Annotated in this window: 25 protein-coding genes; 12 read left to right on the plus strand and 13 right to left on the minus strand. The window is 68.1% G+C overall.

The genetic code is table 11. The annotated features are described in order from the left end of the window. Nucleotides 1–28: 28 nt before the first annotated feature. From BLP95_RS11305 to BLP95_RS11330, 6 genes are all read left to right on the plus strand, one after another. Entirely contained in the window at nucleotides 29–1,474 is a 1,446-nt protein-coding gene (locus tag BLP95_RS11305) for a sodium-dependent transporter (RefSeq protein ID WP_089679452.1), read from the plus strand. Between the two features lie 65 nt (nucleotides 1,475–1,539). Beyond that, nucleotides 1,540–2,319: an ABC transporter ATP-binding protein gene (locus BLP95_RS11310; protein WP_089679454.1), complete on the plus strand. Its 780-nt coding sequence runs from the start codon at nucleotides 1,540–1,542 to the stop codon at nucleotides 2,317–2,319. Further along, on the plus strand, nucleotides 2,306–3,010 hold the full coding sequence (locus BLP95_RS11315; RefSeq protein ID WP_089679457.1) for an ABC transporter ATP-binding protein: 705 nt from the start codon (nucleotides 2,306–2,308) through the stop codon (nucleotides 3,008–3,010). The genes BLP95_RS11310 and BLP95_RS11315 overlap by 14 nt, the downstream gene beginning before the upstream one ends. A gap of 26 nt (nucleotides 3,011–3,036) precedes the next feature. After that, the gene (locus tag BLP95_RS11320) at nucleotides 3,037–4,041 is read left to right on the plus strand and encodes a branched-chain amino acid ABC transporter permease (RefSeq protein ID WP_089679460.1); all 1,005 of its coding nucleotides are present in this window, start codon (nucleotides 3,037–3,039) and stop codon (nucleotides 4,039–4,041) included. Continuing rightward, on the plus strand, nucleotides 4,041–5,351 hold the full coding sequence (locus BLP95_RS11325) for a branched-chain amino acid ABC transporter permease (RefSeq protein WP_089679463.1): 1,311 nt from the start codon (nucleotides 4,041–4,043) through the stop codon (nucleotides 5,349–5,351). Before BLP95_RS11320 ends, BLP95_RS11325 begins: the two co-directional genes overlap by 1 nt. 106 nt (nucleotides 5,352–5,457) lie before the next feature. Next, nucleotides 5,458–6,198, plus strand: a complete 741-nt coding sequence (locus tag BLP95_RS11330; protein ID WP_031217540.1) for a FadR/GntR family transcriptional regulator — start codon at nucleotides 5,458–5,460, stop codon at nucleotides 6,196–6,198. Nucleotides 6,199–6,232: 34 nt separating this feature from the next. On the opposite strand, the gene BLP95_RS11335 is transcribed toward BLP95_RS11330, so the two are convergent. From BLP95_RS11335 to BLP95_RS11350, 4 genes are all read right to left on the minus strand, one after another. Beyond that, entirely contained in the window at nucleotides 6,233–7,480 is a 1,248-nt protein-coding gene (locus BLP95_RS11335) for an allantoate amidohydrolase (protein ID WP_089679466.1), read from the minus strand. A 14-nt stretch (nucleotides 7,481–7,494) separates the two neighbouring features. Further along, the gene (locus BLP95_RS11340; RefSeq protein ID WP_089679469.1) at nucleotides 7,495–8,196 is read right to left on the minus strand and encodes a DUF1028 domain-containing protein; all 702 of its coding nucleotides are present in this window, start codon (nucleotides 8,194–8,196) and stop codon (nucleotides 7,495–7,497) included. 7 nt (nucleotides 8,197–8,203) lie between these two features. Next, nucleotides 8,204–9,595 (minus strand): YfcC family protein, encoded by a 1,392-nt coding sequence (locus tag BLP95_RS11345; protein ID WP_023004682.1) that lies wholly within the window; start codon nucleotides 9,593–9,595, stop codon nucleotides 8,204–8,206. A gap of 245 nt (nucleotides 9,596–9,840) precedes the next feature. Further along, complete coding sequence (locus tag BLP95_RS11350) at nucleotides 9,841–11,061, minus strand: ABC transporter substrate-binding protein (RefSeq protein ID WP_031217542.1); 1,221 nt, start codon at nucleotides 11,059–11,061, stop codon at nucleotides 9,841–9,843. Between the two features lie 157 nt (nucleotides 11,062–11,218). On the opposite strand from BLP95_RS11350, the gene BLP95_RS11355 reads away from it, so the two are divergent. The 4 genes from BLP95_RS11355 to BLP95_RS11370 all read left to right on the plus strand — a co-directional run bounded on the left by BLP95_RS11355 (nucleotide 11,219) and on the right by BLP95_RS11370 (nucleotide 15,096). After that, a complete protein-coding gene (locus tag BLP95_RS11355) occupies nucleotides 11,219–12,013 on the plus strand; it encodes a dienelactone hydrolase family protein (protein ID WP_089679472.1) in 795 nt (264 codons plus the stop codon). Between the two features lie 194 nt (nucleotides 12,014–12,207). Further along, on the plus strand, nucleotides 12,208–13,464 hold the full coding sequence (locus BLP95_RS11360) for a dicarboxylate/amino acid:cation symporter (protein WP_089679473.1): 1,257 nt from the start codon (nucleotides 12,208–12,210) through the stop codon (nucleotides 13,462–13,464). 83 nt (nucleotides 13,465–13,547) lie between these two features. After that, a complete protein-coding gene (locus BLP95_RS11365; protein ID WP_089679476.1) occupies nucleotides 13,548–14,600 on the plus strand; it encodes a C45 family autoproteolytic acyltransferase/hydrolase in 1,053 nt (350 codons plus the stop codon). 121 nt (nucleotides 14,601–14,721) lie between these two features. Beyond that, a complete protein-coding gene (locus BLP95_RS11370; RefSeq protein WP_089679479.1) occupies nucleotides 14,722–15,096 on the plus strand; it encodes a DUF6746 family protein in 375 nt (124 codons plus the stop codon). A gap of 87 nt (nucleotides 15,097–15,183) precedes the next feature. On the opposite strand, the gene BLP95_RS11375 is transcribed toward BLP95_RS11370, so the two are convergent. From BLP95_RS11375 to BLP95_RS11390, 4 genes are all read right to left on the minus strand, one after another. After that, nucleotides 15,184–15,801 carry a DUF4202 domain-containing protein gene (locus BLP95_RS11375; protein ID WP_089679482.1) on the minus strand — a complete coding sequence of 206 codons (618 nt, stop codon included), beginning with the start codon at nucleotides 15,799–15,801 and terminating at the stop codon, nucleotides 15,184–15,186. A 385-nt stretch (nucleotides 15,802–16,186) separates the two neighbouring features. Continuing rightward, nucleotides 16,187–16,750 carry a hypothetical protein gene (locus tag BLP95_RS11380; protein WP_089679484.1) on the minus strand — a complete coding sequence of 188 codons (564 nt, stop codon included), beginning with the start codon at nucleotides 16,748–16,750 and terminating at the stop codon, nucleotides 16,187–16,189. A 115-nt stretch (nucleotides 16,751–16,865) separates the two neighbouring features. Next, on the minus strand, nucleotides 16,866–17,921 hold the full coding sequence (locus BLP95_RS11385; protein ID WP_176760277.1) for a helix-hairpin-helix domain-containing protein: 1,056 nt from the start codon (nucleotides 17,919–17,921) through the stop codon (nucleotides 16,866–16,868). A gap of 88 nt (nucleotides 17,922–18,009) precedes the next feature. Continuing rightward, the gene (locus BLP95_RS11390) at nucleotides 18,010–18,474 is read right to left on the minus strand and encodes a DUF3592 domain-containing protein (protein ID WP_089679487.1); all 465 of its coding nucleotides are present in this window, start codon (nucleotides 18,472–18,474) and stop codon (nucleotides 18,010–18,012) included. Nucleotides 18,475–18,623: 149 nt separating this feature from the next. On the opposite strand from BLP95_RS11390, the gene BLP95_RS11395 reads away from it, so the two are divergent. Both BLP95_RS11395 and BLP95_RS11400 read left to right on the plus strand, forming a co-directional pair. Continuing rightward, nucleotides 18,624–18,968 (plus strand): antibiotic biosynthesis monooxygenase family protein, encoded by a 345-nt coding sequence (locus BLP95_RS11395; protein WP_089679489.1) that lies wholly within the window; start codon nucleotides 18,624–18,626, stop codon nucleotides 18,966–18,968. Nucleotides 18,969–19,111: 143 nt separating this feature from the next. Continuing rightward, nucleotides 19,112–20,257: a hypothetical protein gene (locus BLP95_RS11400; protein WP_089679492.1), complete on the plus strand. Its 1,146-nt coding sequence runs from the start codon at nucleotides 19,112–19,114 to the stop codon at nucleotides 20,255–20,257. A 44-nt stretch (nucleotides 20,258–20,301) separates the two neighbouring features. Here BLP95_RS11400 and BLP95_RS11405 read toward each other — a convergent pair whose 3' ends face one another. The 5 genes from BLP95_RS11405 to BLP95_RS11425 form a co-directional block, all read right to left on the minus strand. Next, nucleotides 20,302–21,369, minus strand: coding sequence for a lipase family protein (locus tag BLP95_RS11405; protein ID WP_089679495.1), 1,068 nt, complete (start codon nucleotides 21,367–21,369; stop codon nucleotides 20,302–20,304). Nucleotides 21,370–21,417: 48 nt separating this feature from the next. Next, nucleotides 21,418–22,089: a hypothetical protein gene (locus tag BLP95_RS11410; protein WP_089679498.1), complete on the minus strand. Its 672-nt coding sequence runs from the start codon at nucleotides 22,087–22,089 to the stop codon at nucleotides 21,418–21,420. Nucleotides 22,090–22,318: 229 nt separating this feature from the next. After that, nucleotides 22,319–23,539: a YbfB/YjiJ family MFS transporter gene (locus BLP95_RS11415; RefSeq protein WP_089679502.1), complete on the minus strand. Its 1,221-nt coding sequence runs from the start codon at nucleotides 23,537–23,539 to the stop codon at nucleotides 22,319–22,321. A gap of 191 nt (nucleotides 23,540–23,730) precedes the next feature. Continuing rightward, nucleotides 23,731–24,699 (minus strand): porin, encoded by a 969-nt coding sequence (locus BLP95_RS11420; RefSeq protein ID WP_089679505.1) that lies wholly within the window; start codon nucleotides 24,697–24,699, stop codon nucleotides 23,731–23,733. A 32-nt stretch (nucleotides 24,700–24,731) separates the two neighbouring features. Further along, complete coding sequence (locus tag BLP95_RS11425; RefSeq protein WP_089679508.1) at nucleotides 24,732–25,433, minus strand: YccT family protein; 702 nt, start codon at nucleotides 25,431–25,433, stop codon at nucleotides 24,732–24,734. Nucleotides 25,434–25,495 lie beyond the last annotated feature (62 nt).

The raw sequence follows: 25,495 nt of genomic DNA on the forward strand, positions 1-25,495 counted from the left end.
CCAACGAACTCGAGTCGCGGGAGCATCGATGAGCACGCATAACGTCTGGACCCACAAGGGCACCTTCCTGCTGGCCGCGGTCGGCTCGGCGGTGGGGCTCGGGAACCTGTGGCGCTTCCCCTACCTGGCCGGCGAGAACGGCGGCGGCGCCTTCCTGCTGATCTACGCCCTGACCATCTTCGCCGTGGGCATCCCCATCCTGATCGCCGAGATCATGCTCGGCCGCAACAGCCGGCGCAGCCCCATCATGGGCATGCGCTTTTTGACCCGCACCCACCACACCTCGCGCAGCTGGGAGAGCATCGGCTGGCTGGGTGCCGTCTCCGCCTTCCTGATCCTCAGCTTCTACTCGGTGATCGCCGGCTGGGCGATCCACTACACCTGGCAGATGCTCACCGGCGCCCTGGCCGGGGCCGATGCCGAGACCATCGCCGCCGGCTTCGACGCCCTGCTCGCCTCCCCGGCCCTGCTCACCCTCTACCACACCCTGTTCATCATCGCCTCGGGACTGATCGTGGGGCTCGGCATCCATGGCGGCATCGAGCGCGGCCTGCGGGTGATCATGCCGGCGCTGTTCGTTATCCTGCTGGTGGTGCTGGGCTACGGGGCGGTCAACGGCGACTTCGCCGCCGCCGCCGGCTTCCTGTTCACCTTCAACATCGCCGACCTGAGCCTCGAGGGCTGGCTGGAGGCCATGGGGCAGTCGTTCTTCACCCTGAGCCTCGGCATGGGCGCCATCATGGCCTACGGCGCCTACATGTCGGGCGAGGCCTCACTGACCCGCACCGCCATCGCCATCGCCGTGGTGGACACCGCGGTGGCGGTGGTCGCCGGCCTGGCGATCTTCTCGCTGGTGTTCGGCGCCGGCCTCGACGCCGGCCAGGGCCCCGGGCTGATGTTCGTCACCCTGCCGCTGGCCTTCGCCGAGATGCCCGGCGGCGCGCTGATCGGCGGCGTGTTCTTCGTGCTGGTGCTGGGCGCGGCGATCAGCTCCTCCATCTCGCTGATCGAGCCGGTGGCGGCCTATCTGGTGGAGCGCTTCGACCTCACCCGCCCCCAGGCGGTGTTCGCCATGGTGGTGGCTTCCTGGGCGCTGGGGCTGCTCACCGTGGTCAGCTTCAACCTGTGGGCCGAGGCCAGCGTCTTCCACAGCCTGTTCGGGCGCAGCGCCTTCGACCTCCTCGAGCTGCTCACCAACATCTTCATGCCGCTGGGTGGCCTGCTGATCGCGCTGTTCGCCGGCTGGGCGCTGACCCACTCCGAGGTGATGAAGGAGATGCGCACCAACGAGGCCTGGTTCGGTGCCTGGCGCTTCCTGGTGCGCTTCGTCGCCCCGGCGGCGGTCTCCTTCGTGTTCCTGCGCGCCATCCCCCAGGTGGAGGGCTACCTGATCCCGGCCATCGGCGCGGTGGTGATCGTCGGCGCCTTCGCCGCCGGCCGCACCTTCCTGATGGAGGAGAGCCAGGAGCGGTGATCCCGGCCGCCGCCTGCGGGCGGCGGCGTCATGTCGGCCATTACAACGACCAAGAGAATTTCCGCATGGCATCCATGATCGACGTGCGACACGTCAACAAGGCCTTCGGTGGCCTCAAGGTGATCAACGACTGCTCGCTCTCGGTGGAGGCGGGCTCCATCACCGGCCTGATCGGCCCCAACGGCGCCGGCAAGTCGACGCTGTTCAACATCATCGCCGGGGCCCTGCCGCTGGACAGCGGCCAGGTGCTGCTCGAGGGCGAGGAGATCACCAACCGCCCCGCCAACGAGCTGTTCCACAAGGGCCTCCTGCGCACCTTCCAGATCGCCCACGAGTTCTCGCACCTGACCGCGCTGGAGAACCTGATGATGGTGCCGCCGGCCCAGGCCGGCGAGAACCTGTTCAACGCCTGGCTCAAGCCCGGCCGGGTGCGCCACGAGGAGGAGGAGGTGCGCCGCCGCGCGCTGGAGGTGATCGACTTCATCGGCCTGCGCCACGTGCGCAACGAGCTGGCCGGCAACCTCTCCGGCGGCCAGAAGAAGCTCCTCGAGCTCGGCCGCACCATGATGACCGACGCCAGGGTGGTGCTGCTCGACGAGATCGCCGCCGGGGTCAACCGCACCCTGCTCGGCGACCTGGTGGAGAACATCGAGCGGCTCAATCGCGAGATGGGCTACACCTTCCTGGTCATCGAGCACGACATGGACATGATCGCCCGACTCTGCGACCCGGTGATCGTGCTGGCCCAGGGCAGCGTGATGGTCGAGGGCACCATCGAGGAGATCCAGAACAACCCCGAGGTCATCGAGGCCTACTTCGGAGCGACACACGATGCCACTGCTTGATGCCCGCGACGTCTACGGCGGCTACGGCGGCATGAACATCCTCAACGGGGTGAACATGACCCTCGAGGCCGACGAGATCGGCGTCATTGTCGGCCCCAACGGCGCCGGCAAGTCCACCATGCTCAAGGCCATCTTCGGCCTGCTCACCGTCACCCAGGGCGAGATCCTGCTGCGCGGCGAGCCCATCCACAACCTGCCGCCCAACAAGCTGGTGCAGCGGGGCATGGGCTTCGTCCCCCAGGAGCACAACGTCTTCCCGAGCCTGACGGTGAAGGAGAACCTGCAGATGGGCGCCTTCCTAAAGCCGGGCAACGTCAGGCGCATGCTGAAGCAGATCTACGACTTCTTCCCGCCCCTCTACGACAAGCGCCACCAGCCCGCCGGCGAGCTCTCCGGCGGCCAGCGCCAGATGGTCGCCATGGGCCGCGCGCTGATGGCCGAACCCAGCGTGCTGCTGCTCGACGAGCCCACCGCCGGCCTCTCGCCGCTCTACATGAACGAGATCTTCGAGCAGGTGAAGCAGGTCAACGCCGCCGGCGTCGGCATCCTGATGGTGGAGCAGAACGCCAAGCAGGCGCTGGCGATCGCCGACAAGGGCTTCGTGCTGGCCGCCGGCCAGAACCGTTTCACCGATACCGGCGCCGCGCTGCTGGCGGACCCGGAAGTGGCCAGGAGCTTCCTGGGCGGCTGAGCCCCGGAGCAGGGAGAACCAACCTCGTGAACGAATTCGTCTTCTTCCTCAACTACGTGGTCGTCGCCGGCAGCGTCACCGGGTCGATCTACGCCATCGGCGCGGTGGGCGTCACCCTGGTGTTCAGCATCATGCGCTTCGCCCACTTCGCCCACGCCGACATGATGACCTTCGGCGCCTTCACGGTGCTGCTGCTGACCACCGCCTTCCCGGGGGCCGGCGCCGCCCTGGGGCTGCCCACGGCGGTGGTGATGCTGCCGCTGGCCATGCTGCTCACCGCGGCCCTGGCGGTGGGCATCGACAAGGCCTTCTACAAGCCGCTGCGCGCCCACGGCGTCAAGCCCATCGTCATGGTGATCGCCTCGCTGGGCGTCACCCTGATGCTGCAGGGGCTGATCCGCCTGTTCGCCGGCACCAGCGGCCAGAGCCTCTACGTCGACGACCGCAAGGAGATCTTCCGCCTCGCCCTGCCCTTCGAGGGCGCCCGGGCGCCAATCGTGATCACCGAGCCCCAGGTGATCCTCTTCGTGCTGACCCTCGTCTGCGTGGTGGGACTGCACCTCTTCCTGTCGCGCTCGCGGCTGGGCAAGGCGATGCGGGCGATGTCCGACAACCCCGACCTGGCCCGCGCCTCGGGCATCAACACCAACCTGATCGTCGCCGTCACCTGGGTGATCGTCGGGGGACTGGCGGCCATCGCCGGCACCCTGCTGTCGCTGGATGTCACCTTCAAGCCAGACCTCAGCTTCTTCCTGCTGCTGCCGATCTTCGCCGCGGCCATCGTCGGCGGCGTGGGCCACCCCTTCGGCGCCATCGCCGGCGGCTTCGTGGTGGGCTTCGCCGAGACCCTGGCGGTGTTCAACTGGAGCGTGCTGCTGCGCCCCTTCCGCGACAGCCTGCCGGAGTGGCTGGCCAGCGCCGATAACCTCGCCTTCGTCGGCACGGAGTACAAGATCGTGGTGCCCTTCGTCCTCCTGGTCGCCATCCTGGTGTGGCGCCCCACCGGCATCTTCAAGGGGAAGGTGATCTGATGAGCACACAGTACAAGCAACGAGAGGACCTGGTCGCCGCCCCGTCGCGCTTCCCGCTGCGCGAGGTGGCGCTGTTCGGCGCCCTGCTGGTCGCCATCTTCGGCGTCTACGCGCTGATGGGCGCCGCCTACAGTACCCGCATGCTGGTGGAGGCGGCCTGCTACGCCATCCTTGCCCTGGGCCTGACCATCCAGTGGGGCTACGCCGGCCAGTTCAACGCCGGGGTGATGGGCTTCGTGGCCCTGGGCGGCTACTGCGCCATGGCCTTCAGCATGCCGGTCAATGCCGACTTCTGGGCAAGCCCCCTCTCCGGCGAGCTGGGCATGGTGGTGCTGATGGCGCTGGGCGGCGTGCTGGTGGTGGTGGGCGCCAGCCGCCTGCACCACCTGGGCGTGCCCAGGCGGCTGCGCACCGGCCTGGCGGTGGCCCTGGCGCTGCTCTTCTACCTGCTGGTCTCGGCGCGCCTGGGCGTGGTCACCGAGCAGATCGAGTCGCAATTCGGCTACATCGGCGGGCTGGGGCTGCCTCCCTGGGCCGGCTGGATCGTCGGCGGCGCCCTGGCCGGCGTGGTCGGCTACTTCATCGGTAAGGTGTGCCTGGGGCTGCGCAGCGACTACCTGGCCATCGCCACCCTGGGCATCGCCGAGATCATCAAGGCGGTGCTCAAGAACGCCGACTGGCTGACCCGCGGCACCGCCACCGTCTCGCCGCTGCCCTGGCCGGTGCCGGGCCCCGAGACGGTCGGCTTCACCCTGGCCCGGGCGTTCTACCTCTCGGTCACGGCGGTGATGATCGCGGTGATCTTCTTCCTGCTCACCCGCGCCTACCATGCCCCCTGGGGGCGCATGATCCGCGCCATCCGCGACAACGAGATCTCCTCCGCCGCCATGGGCAAGGACATCAACCGCCGGCGCCTGGAGATCTTCGTGCTGGGCTGCATCCTGATGGGCATCGGCGGCGCCACCCTGGGCAGCTTCAACGGCATCTTCGACCCCCAGGGCTACCTGCCCCTCAACCACACCTTCCTGGTGCTGGTGATGGTGATCCTGGGCGGGCCGGGTAACAATCTGGGCACGATCTTCGGCGCCCTGACGGTCTACCTGATCTGGGTGATGTCCGAGCCCCTGGCGCTGAGCGTGCTCGAGCTGATGGTCGCCTTCGGCGAGGGCAGCTTCGGCTGGGACGCCCCCACCAACCTCGACAGCCGCGCGCTCCAGGCCCGGGTGTTCGTGATCGGCCTGCTGATCACCCTGGTGCTGCGCTTCGCGCCCAAGGGGCTGCTGCCCGAGAAGGTGAAGCACCACGGCTGAGCGAAACCAGGAACAGGGGGAGGTTGAGGGCGTGGCTTCGGCGTTAGCCACGCCCCGCCATCTTGCCGATAATGGGCCTCGTCGCAACGGGGAGCACAGAAGACGAATGGCAGCGAGTCGGCGTTTACCGTATCGGGTGGCGGACACCATCAAGGGCTGGATCGTGGATCGCCAGCTGATGCCCGGTGACCGGCTGCCGAGCGAGGCGGAGCTGATGGCCAGGCTGGATGTCTCCAAGGGCACCATCCGCGAGAGTACCCGCGTGCTGGAGGCCCAGGGGCTGGTGGAGACGCGCACCGGGCCCGGTGGCGGCGTCTTCGTCTGCCGCATGAGCGAAGCCAAGGCCACGGCACTGCTCAGCCATTACTTCTACTTCCAGGACGTCTCGATTCGTGACGTCTATCAGATCCGTCTGGCGCTGGAGCCCGAACTGGCCGCGTCGCTGGCCGGCAAGGTCGGCGCCGAGGACCTGGCCCGCCTGCGCGACAGTCTGCACAGCTACGCGGAACCCGCCGGCGACATGGAAGGCGAACGCCAGCAACACATGGAGTCGCTGCGCTTCCACGAGATGCTGGCCGAGCTCGCCGGTGGCAATCCGCTGCTCTCCTTCATCATCCGCTTCATCGTACAGGTGCTCTCTGACCTCACCGTCTATCGCCGGCTCTACGAACCCGGCGCCCACCAGATCGGGCCCACCGGGTGTCGCTACCATGCGCGTATCCTCGATGCCATCGAGGCCGGCGATGCCGAGCTGGCTCGGGCACTGATGCGCGAGCACATGCTCTCCGCCCAGGCGGTGATGAACGACAACGAGGCCCAGGTACAGCGCGGCTTCCTCACCGGCTGAATCGGGCGCCATCAGCCCCCTTCCGTCCTGGCTGTCAGACTCGCGACGCCATCGCGCGCAGGAACTGCATCATCACCCGGGTGGCGCGCTCGGCATCCTCGGCGGTGATTGCCTCGTCCGGGTGGTGGCTCAGGCCATCGCGACAGCGCACGAACAGCATGCCGATATCGGTCAGGTCATGCATCGCCAGTCCGTCGTGGCCGGCCCCGCTGAACATCCGCTCGGCCGGCTCGCCGGCGCCGTCACACGCCTCCTCCAGGACCTCGATCAGCCACTCGGCGCAGGCCACCGCCTCGGCGGCGTAGGTGCGCTCGATTGCCACCTCGAGGCCGCGCGCCTCGGCCAGGCGGCGAAAGGCGCTCAGTATCTCCTCACGCCCGCGGGCGCGAGTCTCAGCGTCCGGTGAGCGCAGCTCCAGGGTGAAGGTCACCTCGGAGGGAATCACGTTCACGGCATTGGGGCGGACCTCGAGCTTGCCGACCACCCCGACGAAGTTGTCGGTGGCCTGGAGCAGACGATCGGCCTCCACCACCATCTCGGCGGCACCGACCAAGGCATCGCGGCGCCCCGCCATGGGGGTCGTGCCGGCATGGCCCGCCTTGCCGGTGACCGAGACCCGCTGGCGCTCGATACCGGTCAGCGCCGTCACCACGCCCACCGCATGCTCACGCGACTCCAGCACCGGTCCCTGCTCGATATGGACCTCGACGAAGCCCAGCACCTGTTCGGGGCGTCGCGCCAGGTCGGGAATCGCCTCGGGCTCGCCACCGAAGGCCTGGATGGCCTCGGCCACGCTGATGCCCTCGGCGTCCCTGGCGGCCAGGCTCTCGTCATCCAGCGTGCCCGCCAGGGCGCGGCTGCCGATCAGGGTGGACTGGAAACGGGTGCCTTCCTCGTCGCCGAAGGCGACCACTTCCACCCCATAGGGGAGCTCCACATCCTGCTCCTTCAACGCCTGCAACGCCACCAGTGGCAGGGCGACGCCGAGCATGCCGTCGTACTTGCCGCCCTCGGTGACGGTGTCCTGGTGGGAGCCCAGGATCAGCGTCTTCTCCCCGGCGATCGCACGTGGGTTGCGTCCCACCAGGTTGCCCGAGGCGTCGAGACTCGGCTCCAGTCCGGCCTGGCGCATCCAGTCGCCGATCGGCTCGAGTACCTGACGGTGCTCTTCCGAGCAGAACAGCCGTGTCACGCCGGGGCCAGGTCGGGAGAAGGTCGCGGCCTCGTCGAGGCGCGCCATCAGGGTCTGCCCCAGGGAGGGGGCGTCGTTGGCAGTGTTCATGGGGACTCCAGGGTTCAGCGAAGCGGTAGCGAGGCCAGGAAGTCGGCGAAGGTCGGCTCGCGTACCCGCTCGAGAAGGGCGCGCAGCTCGACCGCCGGATGCTCGGCCCAGTCCACGCGAAGATCGATGGGGGCGGCGGAGAACGACTCCACTCGCAGCGCCGCCGAGCGAGTGCCGCGGCCATCGCCGCCGACCGCCAGTGCGGCCTCGAGGGCTGCCACCAACATCTCGGGAAGCAGCGCCTCGTAGTCAGCGCGGTAGCGGGGGGATTCGACCTCTCGCCACGCCGCCTCGGCATTGACGCAGGCCTGCTCGAGGAAGTGCCGGAGCAGGGCCTCGATCACCTCGGCATCGGCCAGCATGTTGCCGGCGGCGGCGACGGTGGGGCGACACCTGGCGGCAATCACGGGCAGGTTGTCGGCACCGCTGTGGACGGCCGCCCGGCCCTGGCGATCCATCACCAGGCACTGGCGACGGCTCGCCCCCGGGTCCGCCGACACCGCCTGGGCGAGGGCCTGCCCGGCGCTATCCGACTGACTCAACGCCGCGCGTAGCGTGTCGGGATACCAGGGGTTGGTGGCCAATCCCTGCGTCGCACAGGCCCCGATACCGCGCCAGGCATGGTGCACATAGCCGCCGACCGCCACGCCGCCGGTGGCGGTCAGTGCCGCCACCGTGCCGGTAGCCGGCTGCACATGCAGGAGGGAGAGGGTCATGGGGCGCTCAGTAGCCGACCAGGTGGCCGATCACCAGCCCCACCCAGGACAGCCCGTAGACCAGCACCATGAAGGGCAGGATCGCCTTCAGCCACTTCTCGTAGGAGACGCGCCCCAGCGCCAGCATGGCCAGGGTGCCACCGGAGGTGGGCACGATGAGGTTGGTGAGGCCATCACCGACCTGGAAGGCGGTGATCATCAGCTGGCGGCTCATCCCCACCAGGTCGGCCACCGGCACCAGAATGGGCATGGTGACCAGCGCCTGGCCGGAACCGGAGGGCACGAAGAGGTTGATCGCCCCCTGCACCAGGCTGGCCATGATCGCCGACAGGGCGCCGGGGATGCCCTGGATCATGCCGCTCAGGCCATAGACGATGGTGTCGATGATCTGCGCCTGCTGCAGGATCACCTGGATCGAGGCGGCCAGGCCGATGACCAGCGCGCCGGCGGTCACCTTGGAGGCGCCCTCCATCATCTGCTTGACGATCTCGTTGGCCGAGTAGCCGTTGACGATGCCGATCACGATGGCGATCAGCAGGAACATCCCGGCGATCTCGTTGATGTACCACCCCTGGGTGAACACCCCCACCAGCATCGCCGCCAGGCCCAGCACGAAAACGCCCAGCGTCCACTTGTCCTTGCCGGTCATCACGTACTGGTCCAGGGACTTGCTCATCGCCTTGGTGTTGTCCGGCTCCTCGAAGTCCATCTTCACCACCCAGCGGCAGATATAGAAGGAGAGCAGGGCCAGCGACGACACCACCATCAAGGTGCGCAGCCAGGCGCCGGAGAAGGTCGGCAGCTCGGCGATGCCCTGGGCCACACCGACCGTATAGGGGTTGATCGGGGAGAGCGCGAAGCCGATGCCGATGCCACCCACCGCCATCGTCGTGCCCACCAGGCTCGAGCAGCCGATGGCGCTGGCGATGAGCACCGCGATGGGCACCAGGGCGATGTTGTTCTCGAAGCCCACGGCAACCCCGAAGAAGCCGTAGATGAAGGTACCGGCGGTAATGATCACGTTGCGGCGCTCGACACCGACGCGGTTCACGGCCACGCCGATCGCGTTCTCCAGCGCGCCGGTACGCTGCAGGATATGGAAGAGGCCGCCGGCGATGAACACGATGAAGAGATACAGCGAGGCCTCGTTGAGGCCGCGGGGAACCGCCACGAAGATGTCGAAGGGGTTGATGGCGCCGACGTCGCTCAGGTACTGGAACGAGCCGGGCACGACACGGGTGCGCCCATCCTCCATGACCCGCTCGAACTCACCGGCGGGCACCACGAAGGTGAGCGCATAGGTGGCCAGCAGGATCAGGAAGATCAACACCATGGGGTCGGGCACCGTCTGGTACCACTTCTTCTTCGGCGCACTCAGCGCCTGGTCACGGGAGGTCATGGCTCTTGTCCTTGTGGGTTCGACACACGCCACCCCCGGATGAGTGGCGTTACGGAAAATTTATCATGATAAATTGACCCGTCAAGGAGCGACCTCTTACCTCCTGCATCACCCGACCGGCCTGAAGCGCCCCTGTGTCCGGATGATCGAGCACCGAGAGACGTGACGGCCGAAAGCCGTTAAAACGCATCGGCCCCGGCGGTTTCCCGCCGGGGCCGATGTGTCACAGGTGGTGGAAAGCGGGCTTACTTGTCCAGGAAGCCCTTGCTGACGAACTCGCCGCCCTCGACCGCCATCTCCTCGACGATGCCCGGCACGTCGCCGTTGTCGTCGAACTCGTGGCTGCCGGAGGCGCCCTCGTAGTTGATCTCCTCGCCTGCGGCGATCAGCTCCTTGGCCTTCTCCCACTCGCCGGGCAGGATCACTTCGCCCGGGGCGGAGGAGACGCTGCGCAGCGCCGCGGAGAGGCCCTCGCGCTCGGCGTTGCCGTTCTGCTCGATGGCCAGCGCCAGCAGGAAGGCGGCGTCGTAGCCCTGGCCGGCGAACACCGCCTCGTGGGAGATGCCGCCCGCCTCGGCCAGTTCGACGAAGCGCGCGGTTCCCGGGGTGTCCGGGTTGCCCGGGCGGGTGGCGATGAAGCTGTCGTTGAGCACCTCCACGCCGACGCCGTCGAGCAGGCCGGAGATCACCATGCCGTCGGCACCGATGTACTGGGTGAACATGCCGCTCTCGTAGGCCTGGCGCACCACCGTCTGGCCGGAGGTGTCGCCGTAGGCCAGCACCACCAGGTTGGGCACGCCGGTAGCCGAGAGGGTACCCAGCTCGGCGCGGTAGTCGGCGCGGTTGTCCTCGTGGGCCAGGTTCTCGGCCACCGTGCCGCCCTCGGCCTCGTAGGTGGCCACGAAGGCATCGGCCAGGCCGCGGCCGTAGTCGTTGTTGACGTAGGTGACCGCCACCTCGTCGATGCCCTTGGCCAGCAGCATCTTGGCCAACGCCTCACCCTGGAAGGCGTCGGAAGGCACGGTACGGAACACCAGGTCGTTGTCCTCGAGCTCGGAGACTGCGGGGGCCGTTGAAGCCGGCGAGACCATCACCACGCCACCGGGAATCGCGGCATTGTTGGCCGCGGCGATGGTCGCCCCGGTGCACAGCGCACCGACGATGGCCGTGACCTGCTCGCTGTTGACCAGGCGGTCGGCGGCGTTGGAGGCCGCCGAGGCGTCCGAGCAGGTGGTGTCGCCGCTGGGCATGGCGACCTGCTGGCCGTCGAGCAGGCCGCCCTGCTCGTTGACGTGCTGGGCGGCGAGCTGCGCGGCGTCATACACCGGCGGGGTCAGCGTCTCGATCGGTCCGGTGAAGCCCCCCAGGAAGCCGATCTTCACCTCGGCCTGGGCCGCGCCCATGGCCAGGGTGGAGGCGGCCACCGCCATCGCTACCAGACTCTTCTGCACTGGGCTCTTCTTCATGTTGTTCGTCTCGCTCGGTTGCTGGGATGACACACCCCCTAAATCTGGAAGGGCAAAGGGAAAAACTCAAGCCACCCCAGCCAACGCTCGGCCCCTCGCGCCGCCGCCATGGCGCCTATACTGAGCCGGGCAACCCCGACGACCCCTGGAGCCCCCCATGACCCTACGCACCTCCCTGATTCGCGCCGGCCTGCTACCCACCGCCCTGGCCCTGGCCCTGGCCCTGGCCCTGGGCCTGGCCGCCGCCAGCGCCCACGCCTTCGACCCCGCCGGAGAGGACATCGTCTACGACGTCGACGGCGAGGCCTTCGAAGGCTATCTCTCCCTGGCCGAGGGCGAGTCCCGCGGCAGCGTGCTGATCATCCACGACTGGGACGGCCTCGACGACTACGAGCGGCGCCGCGCCGACATGCTCGCCGAGCTTGGCTACGACGCCTTCGCCGCCGACCTCTATGGCCAGGGCAATCGCCCGGTCGAGACCGAAGCCAAGAAGGCCGAGACCGCCCGCCTCTACGAGGACCGCGAACGCATGCGTGCCCTCACCCTGGCCGGCCTGGCCGAGGCCCGCGCCCAGGGGGCCGCCGCCCCCGCGGTGATCATGGGCTACTGCTTCGGCGGCGCCGTGGTGCTGGAGATGGCACGCTCCGGCGCGGCCGAGGACGTGGCCGGCTACGCCACCTTCCACGGCGGGCTCGCCACCCCCGAGGGGCAGAGCTGGCCCGAGGGCGCCGGCCCCCTCCTGATCGCCCACGGCGGGGCCGACCAGTCGATCTCCCTGGACGACGTCGCCACCCGCGGCGAGGAGCTCGAGGCCGCCGGCGCCACCTACGAGATCGAGGTCTACTCCGGTGCCCCCCACGCCTTCACCGTCTTCGGCAGCGACCGCTACCAACAGCGCGCCGACGAACGCTCCTGGGACGCCTTCCTCGACCTGCTGCAGGAGGCGCTTTAACCCTGCCCCCCAGGCCGGCGCCCTGCCGGCCCCACAGCTTCCTTGCCCCCACCGACCGCGGCCTGAAGCGCCTCCATGACGCAGAGCATGGAGGCGCTTTTTTTGCGAGAACAGCGAAGGGTCTTTCTGTAGAATCGCCGCCCGTTGCGAAAGATCCACCATAAAGCCAACTTTCTACAGCAAGGAGTCATGTCATGCCTCAGTCACCCGACGCCACCGAGGGCAACCTCTGGCGGCGCATCCCGCTATGGCAGAAGATCCTCGCCGGCCTGCTGCTCGGCGTGCTGGCCGGCGCCCTGATGGGCGAGGGCGCCAGCGTCTTCAAGCCCATCGGCGACATCTTCATCAGCGCCATCAAGATGCTGATCGTGCCGCTGGTCTTCTCGACCCTGGTGGTCGGCATCACCGCCATGCGCGACCCGCAGAAGATGGGCCGCATCGGGGTCCGCACCATCGCGCTCTACCTGATCACCACCGCCTTCGCCATCGCCATCGGCCTGCTCGCCTCCTGGCTCTTCCAGCCGGGTGTCGGCATGGAGATGAGCTTCGAGTCCGGGGTCGAGGCCAAGGAGGCGCCCAGCCTGGTGGAGATCCTGGTCGGCCTGGTGCCCCAGAACCCCGTCGACGCCCTGGCCAGCGGCAACATCCTGCAGATCATCGTCTTCGCCATCGGCCTGGGCATCTCGCTGACCCTGATCGGCGACAAGGGCGAGCCGGTGGTGCGGGTCTTCGAGAGCTTCGCCGAGGCGATGTACAAGCTCACCGGCATCGTCATGGCCTTCGCCCCCTTCGGGGTGTTCGGCCTGATCGCCCATGTCGCCGGCAGCTACGGCCTCGAGGTGCTGCTGCCGCTGGCCAAGGTGATCGGCGTCGCCTACCTGGCCAGCGTCCTGCACGTACTGGTGGTCTACTCCGGTCTGCTGGCGCTGCTGGGTCGCCTCAACCCGCTGCGCTACCTGCAGGGCATCCTCGACGCCCTGGTGGTGGCCTACTCCTCCGCCTCCTCCTCGGGCACCCTGCCGGTCTCCATCCGCTGCGCCCAGAAGAACCTCGGCGTCTCCGAGGGCGTCTCGGGCTTCGTGCTGCCGGTGGGCGCCACCATCAACATGGACGGCACCGCCATCTACCAGGGCGTGGTGGCGGTGTTCATCGCCCAGCTGCTCGGCGTCGACCTGAGCCTGGCGGACTACGGCATGATCATCGTCACCGGCACCCTGGCCTCCATCGGCACCGCCGGGGTGCCCGGCGCCGGCCTGGTGATGCTCTCCATCGTCATGGCCCAGATCGGCCTGCCGCTGGAGGCGATCGCGGTGATCGCCGGCATCGACCGCATCCTCGACATGGCTCGCACCAGCGTGAACGTGGCCGGCGACCTGATGGTCACCACCCTGGTCGCCAAGAGCGAGGGCGAGCTCGACGAGACCCTCTACAACGCGCCGCGCAAGAGCTGACCCTTCGGGGGCCGGCGCCCTGCCGGCCCCACCGACGCCTCCATGCTAGAGTGACCGCCACACCCCGACGCGCGGAGGTCACCATGCAGCTCACCCAACTCACCGGCAGCCGGCGCGAGATCGGCGTGGGGCACGGCCGTGCCCATGCCGGGCTGATTCGCTCGAGCATCGCCGTCTACGACCGCCTCTTCCAGGACTTCGTCGGCCTCGACTGGGGCCAGGCGAGGCAGGAAGCGCAGCGCTTCGGCGCCATGATCGAGGCGCGCTTCCCCGCCATCCTCGAGGAGATGGCGGGCATCGCCGAGGGCGCCGGGGTCGACACCGCCGATATCCTCACCCTCAACTGTCGCAGCGAGATCTCGCTGACCCAGGCCAGCGGGGGCTGCTCCGCCTTCGCCCTGGCCCGGGAAGGCCACCAGTGGCTGGCGCAGAACTGGGACTGGCGCGCCGACCAGCTCGACAACGTGGTGGCGCTGCGCATCGAGGGCGACGACGCCCCGCCGCTGGTGAGCATCGGCGAGGCGGGCATGGTGGCCAAGATCGGCATGAACGCCCACGGCATCGGCGTCTGCCTCAACGCCATCCGCTCGCGAACCTGCGGCGAGGGACTGCCGATCCACGTCGCGCTGCGCAGGATCCTCGAGAGCCCCGACATGGCCGGCGCCCTGGCGGTGGCGGAGCAGGACCGCGTCTGCTCTCCGGCGCACTTCCTGGTGGCCGGCGCCGGCGGCGAGGCGCTGGGGCTGGAGGTGCACCCGGGCGAGCCCGGCCGGCTGCCGCCCCGGGGCGGCGTGGTCACCCATACCAACCACCTCTGCGCACGGGAGGTGACCTGCCGGGTGGAGGACTTCCCGCGCGTCGACTCCCGCCCACGCCTGGCCCGGCTGGACGCCCTGCTGGACGAGCTGCCGGACGATGTTGCGGTGAACGAGGGACGCCTGTTCGAGATCCTCGCCGACCACCACGGCCATCCGCTGTCGATCTGCCGCCACTTCAACCCCGACCAGCCGGCGGAGGAGCGCATGGAGACGCTGTTCGGGGTGGTGATGGACCTCGACGCCCGCCGCCTGATCCTGCGCCACGGCAAACCCTGCGAAAGCAAGACGAGCCTCGAGGTGACGCTGCCGGCGGCCTGACGCAGGAAAGTCTGACGCAGAGCAAAAAAGACTCAGGCGCAAATAACAATGCTTGTCATTATCCTGGATGACGACTAAGGTTATCGCTGACAACGATTCTCATCGACAGCGAGGACACCCCATGAAGAAGCTGCTGTTCACCGCCCTGTGCTTCGGCCTGCTGGGCACCGCCGCCAATGCCGACGAGCAGGAGCGCGCCGACCACTTCGAGGGCGAGAGCGCCGAGACCCTGGAGCAGGCGGTCACCCACTTCACCGAGACCAACCGCCGGCTGGCCGAGCTGCTGGCCCAGGACGAGCTCAGCAACGCCGACCTCGGCACCATCCACGAGCTCACCTACACCCTCGAGAACGCCCTGGCCAGGATCGACGAGGAACTCGACACCATGGCCGTGGACCTCGAGGAGGTGCACCTCGGCTCCGAGACCCTGGAACAGGAGCGCGTGCGTACCCACGGCGCCGCCTACCTCGAGGCCGCCCAGACCCTGGCCGAGTAGCGCGATCGCCACCCTCCCCCGAACGCACGACGGGCGAGCCATCCGCGATGGCTCGCCCGTCGTCATGTCTGGCCTGGTGCTGCGGGGCTAGCCCGCCAATGCCTCCTCCACCAGGGCCCGCGCTTCGCCGCTCATCGGCAGCCCCAGCGCCAGCTCGTGGGCCCGCGGCGACATCTTCTTCCAGGTCTTCTGCACGATGCGGATCAGGTGGTCGTGGTCGATCTGGCGAGAGAAATCGGCGAAGTAGTTCTCCAGGAACACCAGGCAGGCGCAATCCTCCACCGCCTGGGCGCCGGCATCGCGCCCCAACCCCTGCTTGCGGATCATCCGCGCCACCGCCTCGGCCTCCTCCTCGCCATAGCCCGCCTCGCGCATCAGCCGTGCGGTGGTCTCGCCGGCGCGCTGGCCCTGGTCACGACGCCAGGTCAGGTAGCCCACCCGGCCCTCGGGATAGTCGCCGCGCGGCACCGTCCAGCGCTGCAGGTGCTGGCCGCGCACCGCCAGCCGCATCCGCTCATCGGGGGACGCATGCAGCCGCTCCAGCCAGGCGCTCATCCGCCCGGCATGCCACAGCTCCTGGGGCAGGCGCTCACCCGCCACCTCGACCCGGCGGGGGTCCTCGGCGTGCAGCGCATCCAGGGCGGCCATCACCCGGTCGAAGGGGGAGGCATCGGTGGGCAGGTCGGCAGGCTGATCGGCAGACATGGGCAGGCTCCTTGCGGGGGCGGGTTCCAGGCCCCTCAGCATACCCATGCCGCGGAGATAAAAAAGGTCCCCCGAAGGGGACCAGGAGGAGCACGCCAGCTCACTTGGGAATCGCCACCGTCGGCGGCGACTCTGCCCAATGTATTGCGATTAGCGGGCCACTCCCGAAATAGCCATTTGATAACAGTGAATTAACGAGAATATTGCGACAGCGGCCAGGGCCAGCCGTCGGCAGAATGCCTCGTCGCTGCACCGCAGCAGGGCGACGACAGGGCCGCCTGCGCCATGATGGCGCCCGGCAGAGCCGACCAGCCAGGCAGAAGCCCCTCGGCCATCGCGTCGCCGGGCCGGGATCTCCGCCTGGGAGGCACCAGGCCGACAGGGGTCAATCGCCCTGACCGCTCTCCTGCTCGGCAGGCGCTCTGCCCCAGCCCGCCGGTATCTCGGCGTCCTGCAGCCCCTCGAAGCGATCGGTCACGTAGGCGCTGTGACAAGCCACGCAGGATTCGGTCATCTGCGCGTACAACGCCACCTGCCGCGCGGTGTCCCGGGACTGGCCTGCCTCGGCCAGGGACGCCGAAAGCTCGTGCAGGTAGCCATCCATCTGCAGGAACTCCGGCGGCACGGCGGCCTTCAGGTCCTGACGGTCTTCATCGGTCAGCGACTGTGCCAGGATGAAGCTGTCGTGAATCGCCTGTCCCTTCTCGGCCACCACGGCGTGGCGCCCCTGGATGATGGCGCTGTAGATCTCGTGCATGGCCAACTCGATCTGGATCATCTCCTTCTTCAGCAGCCCCTGCAGCTTGGGAGTCAGGTCAGGCCTGACGGGCTCCGCCGCAAGGCTCGCGGCGCTCAACCCAAGTCCTAACACCGTGCCGGCAGCGATGACCGCGGTCCGGCTGCGATGGCAAGCGCGGTCGAGCGGGCGTTTCGACGTGACGTAGCACATGGTCAGCCTCCTGGGATCGGATAATCATGGATTGACGATGCTCCTTCCTGCCAGGGTAGCCGTTGCCACGGGGGAGTGAGTTGAGTCAGGTCACATCACCCTGGAAGTGCTGGCATCAGCCGCCACACAGCAGGCCGCTGCCGCGGATCGCCGCCAGGCGCCCTTCGCCGATGCCAGAGATCCGCGTCAGCTCCCCCGGCGAGCGCCACGGCCGGCCGGAGACGATCGCCTCGGCACGGGCCGGCCCCACATGGGGTAGCTCGGCCAGGCGCTCGAGGCCGCTGGCGTTGAGGTCGATGCAGCTCGGCCCGCCCTGGCTCGCCATCAGCGCGCCCCCGTCGGCGGCGCGGGGCGCCAGGCTCGCCCCGTTCAGCGCCACGTAGACCGGCACATGGTCCGAGACCCGGTCGCGCGCCTCCTGGTGGGCCAGCGGCAGCAGCGTCGGGAAGCGCAGCACGCCCCGCTCGTTCGGGGCGAGGCGCTCGGCGTCGTACCAGAGGTTGTCGTAGAGGTTGGCGTAGCGGCCGGCGGTGGTCGCCAGGGTGGAGGCGCCCTCGGTCACCGCCGGCACCGCCCCCTGCTCACGCAGGGGTGCCCAGCCGGCATGGTCCGGCGCCAGGTTGAAGTCGCCCATCAACAGGCGCGGGGTATCGGCATGCGCCTCGCCCAGCCACCGCCAGTAGTCGGCCAGCGCCGCGATCTCCGGCAGCCGGTCGCTCACGCTGTCGCCGTAGACCACATGCACCGTGGCCGCGGTGAACCGGTCACCGGTCTCCACATCGCGGAAGCGTGCCGAGTAGGGCTCACGCGAGAAGACATCGCCGTGGTCGATGAACACCACCGCGCCATCCTCGTAGGCCACCTCGCTCTCGCGCCACAGGAAGCCGTAGTGCTCCTCGTAGGAGCTGCGACCCAGCGCATGGCTGGCCATGGAGGACCACGCCTCGCCGGAGAGCGCCTCGAGCTCTCCTTCCAGCGCCGCGAGCGCCGCCGGGTCCATCAGCTCCTGGATCGCCAGCAGGTCGAAGTGGTTGGCCACATGGGCCACCTGGCCCACCGCCTTGTCGTTGTTCCAGCCCAGGTGCTTGATGTTCCAGCTGCCCACGACGACATCCCCCTGGGCCATCAGGGGAGCGAGGGCCAGTAACCCGGCCAGCAGAGAGCGGCGCATGAATCCTCCACGCAAAAGGCCGCCATGCTGCCGGCTCCGCGCAGAATCATCAATGGCTTAACAAGGAAAGTCGCAAAGGGAAGCCGTCTCAACCCTTCAGGTGGAGAAACAGCGCAAACCCCGCCATCGCCAGCAGGAACAGCGTCAGGCCGATGCGACGCACGGGGAGGCGCGACGGGCCAAACTGGGCGAGGCGCGGATCATCCGGGGCGTGGCGCACCTCCAGCGCCTTGCCGACGGGATAGTCCCGCAGCCAGGCCTGTGCCGCCTCTCGGCTCCGGAAGGAGGGCGCCGCGTCGAAGCGACGATTATCGGTGGCGACCGCCTCGCCGGCCACCTCGAAGCGCACCGCCACCCGGGCCAGGTAACGGCGCTCCTGCTCGGGCCCCTCACGATTCTGCACCCGCGACCCGAGCTCGATCACCTCGGTGGCGACCACCTCGGCTGTAGCCCGGGGCCAGGCATTGACCGCGCGGCGCCGCCATACGCCATAGGCGGAGAACGCCGCTCCGGCCAGGGCGGCGATGGCGATCAGCAGGGGAAGTTCGGGCATGGGCGGGCTTCCTTTTCCGAGGGACACGCCATCACGGCGCCTCCCGCCATGGAGGTGTGAAGATCCTGCCGCAAACGCCGATCACCGCAAAGCCCCAGGGGGATGGATTATCCTCAGGGGTGAATCCATTCTCCGACCAGAGGCGCCCCATGAAATACCTCTTCGAGGTGCATATCCGCGACGGCTACACCGCCGAGGACTACGCCGATGCCTGGGTGCGCGCCAGCGAGCTGATCCAGCAGGCGCCGGGCGCAAGCGGCACCGAGCTGCACCGCAAGATCGGCGACCCCAGCACCCTGATCGCCATCGCCCACTGGGACAGCAAGGCCAGCCGCGACGCCATGGAGGCCCAACCGGCGCCCCGGGTGAAGGCGATCATCCAGAGCGCCGCGCCCTTCTGCGAGATCCGCGTGATCGGCGAGTTCGAGGAGCCCGAGTGGGTGGTGATGCCGCCGGGCCAGGGCGACGCCCCTGGCCGCGGCGCCGGTTCGTGACCGACCGCTGACGTCTCCCGCCCTGGCTGGCCAGGGTCGGGAGCGCCCCTTATACTCCGCTCGCCTTTCCCGGGCACCCGCTCGCCTCGCGCCTATGCGCGTAAGACGTGCCGACAATCACTCATGGTTCAAGGAGGAATCGCATGGGGATGTTCTGGGGCCTGAGCTTCCTGCTGCTGGTCGGTCTTCTCGTCCACCACCGTCATACACAACGCTGGCGTGGCGAACCGCTCGAGATCACCGGCATCGACGCCCAGTACCGGGAGCGCAAGGTCACCTCGCACGACCAGGATAGCGGCGTGGTGTTTCACCACCGCCTGGAGCTCGGCATCCCCGGCGTCAAGGCGCTGGATCTCACCCTCAAGCGGGAACGCTGGTGGGATCGCCTGTTCCGCAGGCTCGGGGTGATCGTGGAGTGCCAGACCGGCCGACCAGACCTCGACAGCCGCCTGCATATCCTCTCGGACAGCAGCGCGGCATGCCGCATGCTCAAGACCCAGCCCGAGCTGCTGGACCGCTTCGAGCAGGTGCTGCAACGCTGCCGGCGGCGTGCCGTCGGCTTCCGCGCCCTTCACCTGCGCCAGCGACGCATCTGGGTGCAGCTGGACCCGCAAGGCGCCGGGCCCCATGACGCGCACATCCAGCTGCTCTTCAGCGAGCTGGTTCCCCTGCTGGACGAGATCCGCCAGGCGCTGGAGACCTACATGGCCACCGCCAGCCCGCAGGCCCTCAAGGACCGCTCGGCCGGGCGCGCAGCCATCTTCCTCGGCACCAGCAGCGCCCTGATATTCGGCGGCACCGCGGCGATCATCGCCATGGCCATGACCCACCATGGCAACATCGACCAAGGCGTGATCAGCGGCCATGCCTGGCAGGTGGCCTGGGCAGTGATCGCCACCCTGCTCGCCGCCGCCTTGCTGGTGCTGCGCCGCAGTTCCCGCCTGCATCTCGTCGCTCTCGAGCTCCTGCTGGTCGGGCTGCCCGGCGCCACGCTGTTGGCCGGGGCTGGCCTCAACTATGCCAATGCCGCCTGGGACCGTGGCGAGACTCAATGGCACCGCGTGGCCATCGTCGCCAAGGAGCAGGCGTCCTGGGGACGCGGGAGGATGTTTCCGGCGCGGACACTCGTCCTCGAGGAGTGGATGGGCCGGGACGACTGGAGCCTGAAGGTGGACAAGGCCACCTTTGAAGACTTCGATCCCAGCCGACACCGCCGCTACGCGCTGCTGGAGGTCTCGCCCGGCCGGTTCGGGGTGCGCTGGGTGAAGCAGAAGCGGCTGGAGGAGTAGTCGGCATGGCTCGACGCTTTGCAGGCTGCCTCGCCATGGCGACCTCAAGGCGACGGCGCTTCCTGGCTGCCGAGCGCGGCGAGGATGCCGCGCAACACCGCGCGGTCCCGGAAGTAGGCCTTGTGGGTGACACCGGTCAGACGGTCGACCAGCGGGGCATCGCGCTCCAGCCGATGGCTCTGGAATGCCCCGTCATGCTGGGCGGCATCGAACATCGTCGTGCACATCCAGTCCTGCTCCGAGTAGTAGTCATGCCACTCGGCGATCACCGGTGCGCCATAGGCGCGCTCGAGGGTTCGCCGCAACCAACGCGAACGGTAGGCGAGGACCCGTGCCGGTGAGCCCAGCGTGATCAGCCTCAGCGGCCGCGCTACCGGGGCGGACATTTCGGCGATCAGATCGGTAGCAATGACGGTGCCGAAGCTGTGGGCGACGATCACCACCCGGTCATAGCCCTGTCCCTCGGTGGACCTCAGGATGCGATGGACACGCCCGCGAATGACGTCGCGAAGCCCCGTCTCATCGGCGGTGGCCATGTTGGTCAGATAGCGGCGCGTGAACCCGGCAATCGCCACCAGCGCATTGACCGGCATCAAGGCGAGCAGGCCGGCCACCGCCACCCATATCGCATGGCCACCGATCGCCTCGGCCACCGCGCCGGCCTTGGCGCTAAGCGCACCGAGGCTGCCGTCGGCGCCGATCGCGGCCAGCCCGGCGGTCAGGATACCGACATACCACAGCAGCAACAGCAGGGAAGAGAGCACCAGGCTCAAGGTCAGGAACCGCGACTGCCTGAACGCGGGTCGCAGGCTGGGGTGAAGCCAGTAGGCCAGCAGCTGGAACCCCTCGAGGATGGCCCGCGCCGGCGTCTGCTGCTCGGGCCGCGCCACCAGATCGCCCCACCACGCCTCGTACACATGCACCGTGGTGCCCTGCTCGCTGCCATCCTCGACCTGCAGGCAGGCCGCCCGCTCGTCGGGCACCCCGGCGTCGCCCCACTCGAGGATGCTGACCGACGCCTCGGCCGTGACAAGGTTGCGCACCAGGACATCGCGATAGTGGTCCTGCTGGACCGGGTCGAGCCCGGGAAGGAGTATCAGTGCACACTTCATCGGTTCACCCCCCACCCTGGAGACGATGCCCCAGGGTTGCCTTGCCCCTCATCGCCCGGGACACAGCACCACAGAAAGCAGCCAGGGCGTGCTGGGCCCGGCATTGGGTAGCGCATGCACGGGCAGCTCAGCCACGGGCGCCAGCCGTTCCTGCAGCCCCTCGACCTCGGCCGCCTCCCCATGCCCCGCATCGTAGATCAGGGTGGCGGCCCCCTTGAGTTCACTCTCGGGCAGTTCCTCGTACAGGGCGCCATCCCATACCTTCAGCACGATGCGCCCGTAGTGCCCCGACCCCTCCAGGGTGCGATGCACCTTCTCCACCAGCGCCTGAGCCTCCAGGCTGGTCCTCGCCGAGCCGCAGACGAAGAGGTCGATATCGGTTCGGCTGGCATTCTCCGCACTACTGGGGGTCAGGCTTACCCGCTCGCCGCTCTGGATAAAGGAGGTCACCTGGGGCGGTTCCCGCGGGGTGTCCCCCTCGAAGTACTGCTTCAGTCCCTCGCGCGTCTCCTCGTTGGCGATCAGTCGTGCATCCACCAGCAGCCGCAACGACTCACGCCGGGACTCCACCGACGGTGAACCCAGCGCGTCGAGGATCAGCTGGGAATCCAGCCTGGCGCGCTCGAGGTAGAGATCCGCCACCCCCTTGGCCCCGACCCCGGCGATCGCCAGGAAGCCCGACACCAGGGTCACCCACAGCCCCTTCGATGTATCCGCCATTTGACACCTCCCGGCATCGCCTGCCCGGCACCCTGGCCTCCGGGCCGCCCAGACGCACGACACGATACAAGAAGCTTAGGTAAACCCTTGCTGACCCGCGAGAGACGCAGAGCGACGGCGGCATCGGGCTATCCCCGCGCCTGCGGGGACCGGACGGCGGAGAGTGTCGAGACCGAGCCACGGGCTCAGCAGGTCGAGATTACCAACCGGCAGTCACTCGCAAAGTGGATCAACTGGGAGTAGCCACCTTGGCCTCGGCGTCCAGCCGCTGGGCGGTCTGGTCCACGCCACGCAGCCAGATCAGCAGCACCGCGCCCAGGGCGACGAAGCCGCCGGCCAGCCACAGGCCGGTGTCGTAGTGACCGCTGGCCTCGGCGAGCATGCCGGTAAGCGCCGGGGCGAGGATCTGGGCGGCGCCGTAGGCCAGGGTCATGCGTCCCATCAGCCGTGCCGGGCTCTGCGGGTAGAGCCGGCCGGCCATGGTCAGCACCAGGCTGACACAGCCCAGGAAGGTGCCCCCGTAGAGCACCGCGCTTACCAGCACGCCGGCCAGGCTGTCGGTGAGCGCCGGCAGCACGATCCCCACCACCTGCAGCGCCATGGCGGCGATCAGCGCACCGAGGTAGCCGATCCAACGCGCCACCAGGTCCCACAGCATCACCGCGGGGGCGGCCGCCAGCCCCACCAGGGCGAAGGTCCAGTTGCCGGCGCCGGCCAGCAGCGGCTCGCGCTCGACGATGGCGACGATGAAGGTGGCGCTGATCACGTAGCCGTAGCCGGCGCAGAAGTAGGCGGCCAGCATCAGCCGCATGAAGGTGCGACTGGGCGGCTGGGCCTGACGCTGCCCACCGGAGCTACCCTCAAGCGGCCTGGCCGGCCGCGGCAACCAGGCCCAGGCGGGCACCAGCAGCGCCACCGCTAGCAGGGCGAAGCCCCACCACTGGGCCTGCCAGTCGAGGGCCAGGCCCAGCATCAGCTCCACCGCCAGGGCCGCCAGCAGCATGCCCAGCCCCACCCCGGCGAAGTGGATGCCCAGCTCACCGCGCTGACCGTGCTGGATCAGCCAGTGCAGGATCAGCCCCGAGGCGAGCAGCATGGCGCCGCTGCTGGAGAACCCCGCCACGAAACGCAGTGCCGCCCAGGGCCAGAAGCTCTCGGTCAGCGCCATGCCGGCGGTGGAGACGAGCGCCAGCACCAGGGTGAGGCGATAGAGGGTGTCCTTGAGGCGGATGCTGCCGATGGAGGCGGCGGTAAGCGCGCCGAGCATGTAGCCGGCATAGTTGAGGGCGGCCAGCCAGCCACCGTCGGCGTCGGAGAGCCAGGTCTGCTGCTGCATCACCGGCAGCAGCGGGGTGTAGGCGAAACGGGCCACGCCCACGCACAGCAGCTGGCTGAAGAGCCCCGCCAGCAGCACGCGGTAGCGCGGAGAAAGAAGAGAGGACTTGGCCATGCCTGGCGCTCCGTAATCCTTTTCAGGTGGCGCCGCCGGGCGCCTGTCACGGGCTACCCTACCGCATGCTCGGGTCAGGAATGGCGTCGTTCGACCAAATGGGCAGACGTGACGCAAAAGGGGCCCGCCCCCGGGGTGTCAGGGTGCGGACCCAACAAACAGATCTGCTGCGAAGGACGTAAGGCGCGTCCTTAGAACTTGATGCGCATGCCGGCCAGGTAGCCCACGTCGGCGTTATCCTCGTCGGTGTCAGCGATCTCGGCGAACACGGTCACGTTCTTGTGGGCCGGGAAGGCGTAGGTGACGTTGGCGTACCACTCGGTCACATCCTCTTTGCCGACCAGGTCGTCGTAGCTGGTCTCGGTCATGCCGATGGCGATATCGGTGGTCTCGGCGGCGGCGAACACGGCGGCCAGGTTGTACTGGTCGGCGTTATTGTCCGTGGTATCGTCGTTGGAGTCGGACTCACTGTAGTCGGCGGCCAGGGTGGCGATACCGAAGTCATAGGCGGCGCTGACACCCCAGGTGTCGACGGTTTCATCGTTACCACCATCCGCTTCGTTCCACTCCTGGTAGGCCGCGGCCAGCTCCAGCCCACCGAACTCGGTGGAGGCGAACAGGTCGACGTACTCGCCGTTCTCGCTGTCGTTACCCTCGGACTCCAGTTCGTAGGAGGCCACCAGGTAGAAGTTGCCGAGCTGTGAGTCGATGCGGATGACGTCATCACCGTCGGTCGCACCTACCGCGTCGAAGCGATCCTCGTCGGTGTGGGTCTCGATGGCCTCCTCGATGCCGAACTCATCGCCGGCGGTGTTCTGCTTGCCGAAGGAGATGGAGGTACCACCGAAGGCCATACCCACATAGGCCTCTTCCAGATCGCCGCTGTCGGCATCCGCTTCGTCGTTGGCGGCGTCCTTGAAGCCGAAATCGACGCGGCCGAAGGCGGTCATGTCATCGTTGAGCCGGTAGCTGACGTAGTTCTTCAGCTCCAGGTCGTCGAACTCGATATCCGGGTTCTTGTCGTCACCGGATTTCTGACGCAGCTGAACCTGAAAGTCACCGTTCAGCTTGTACTCGAAGCCACCGTTCTCGTAGATGGTGGCGGCATGGGCGGAACCGGAGGCCGCGGCTACGGCGGCGGCGAGGAGAAGCTTACGCATGATGGATGTTCCCTTTGAATGGAGTCTGAGGATCACTGGCTCTCGCTGAGCCAGCGCTGGAAGTCGTTTCTTGTTGTTGAACTGGCTTGCTGGTACCAGAACTTGAGCATCTTCCCGACCATCTGCTGGTCGGACATGCCGTCATTGGTCGCGCCCTGGGGCATGTCGGACGGCATCGCTCCCGCCACGCTGGCGGCCGCCACGGGGGAGTCGAAGGCGAAGCTCTCCCTGCCCAGGGCCGCCACGGCGGCGGGGGAAGCGGTGCGATTGAAGCGTCGGAGTTCGGCTTCATAGTCCCTATCAAACTGCAGGCCTTCCTTCTCCAACACGGCAGAGCGATAGGGGACTCGCTCACCACGGTTGTCCACCAGCCGCCAGCGGTTGCCCTCGTCGAAGGCACGCATCTCGTGGCGGCTACGAATCTCCGGGGCCATCAGGCGGAGCTGGGCTTCCTGTGCCTCGAACAGCAGGACCTGGGTGGTGCTGGTATCGAGCACGGTCTCGTTGCCGGCGTCCCGGATCTCCGTGGTGTAGGCGACGAGGATCTGGTTATTGCCATCCTCCAACCGCAAAGGGTTGGCGCTCGCCTGGCGGTCTTCTTCATCGACCTCTTGGCCATTGATGGCCAGCACCTCGATGCCTTCTTCGCGGTCCAGCAGGACGTCTGCCATCGCGATGGATGCCGTCATCGACACCATCACGCCAAGAAATGCCGAGCAAAGAATCTTCATCATGACCGCCTTTTCACTTGTCGCTGGCGGCACAGTAATCGTGGATCACTACAGAAAAGTGACGG

Origin of the sequence: Halomonas shengliensis (genome assembly GCF_900104135.1) — a bacterium.
GTDB classification, from domain to species: domain Bacteria; phylum Pseudomonadota; class Gammaproteobacteria; order Pseudomonadales; family Halomonadaceae; genus Halomonas; species Halomonas shengliensis.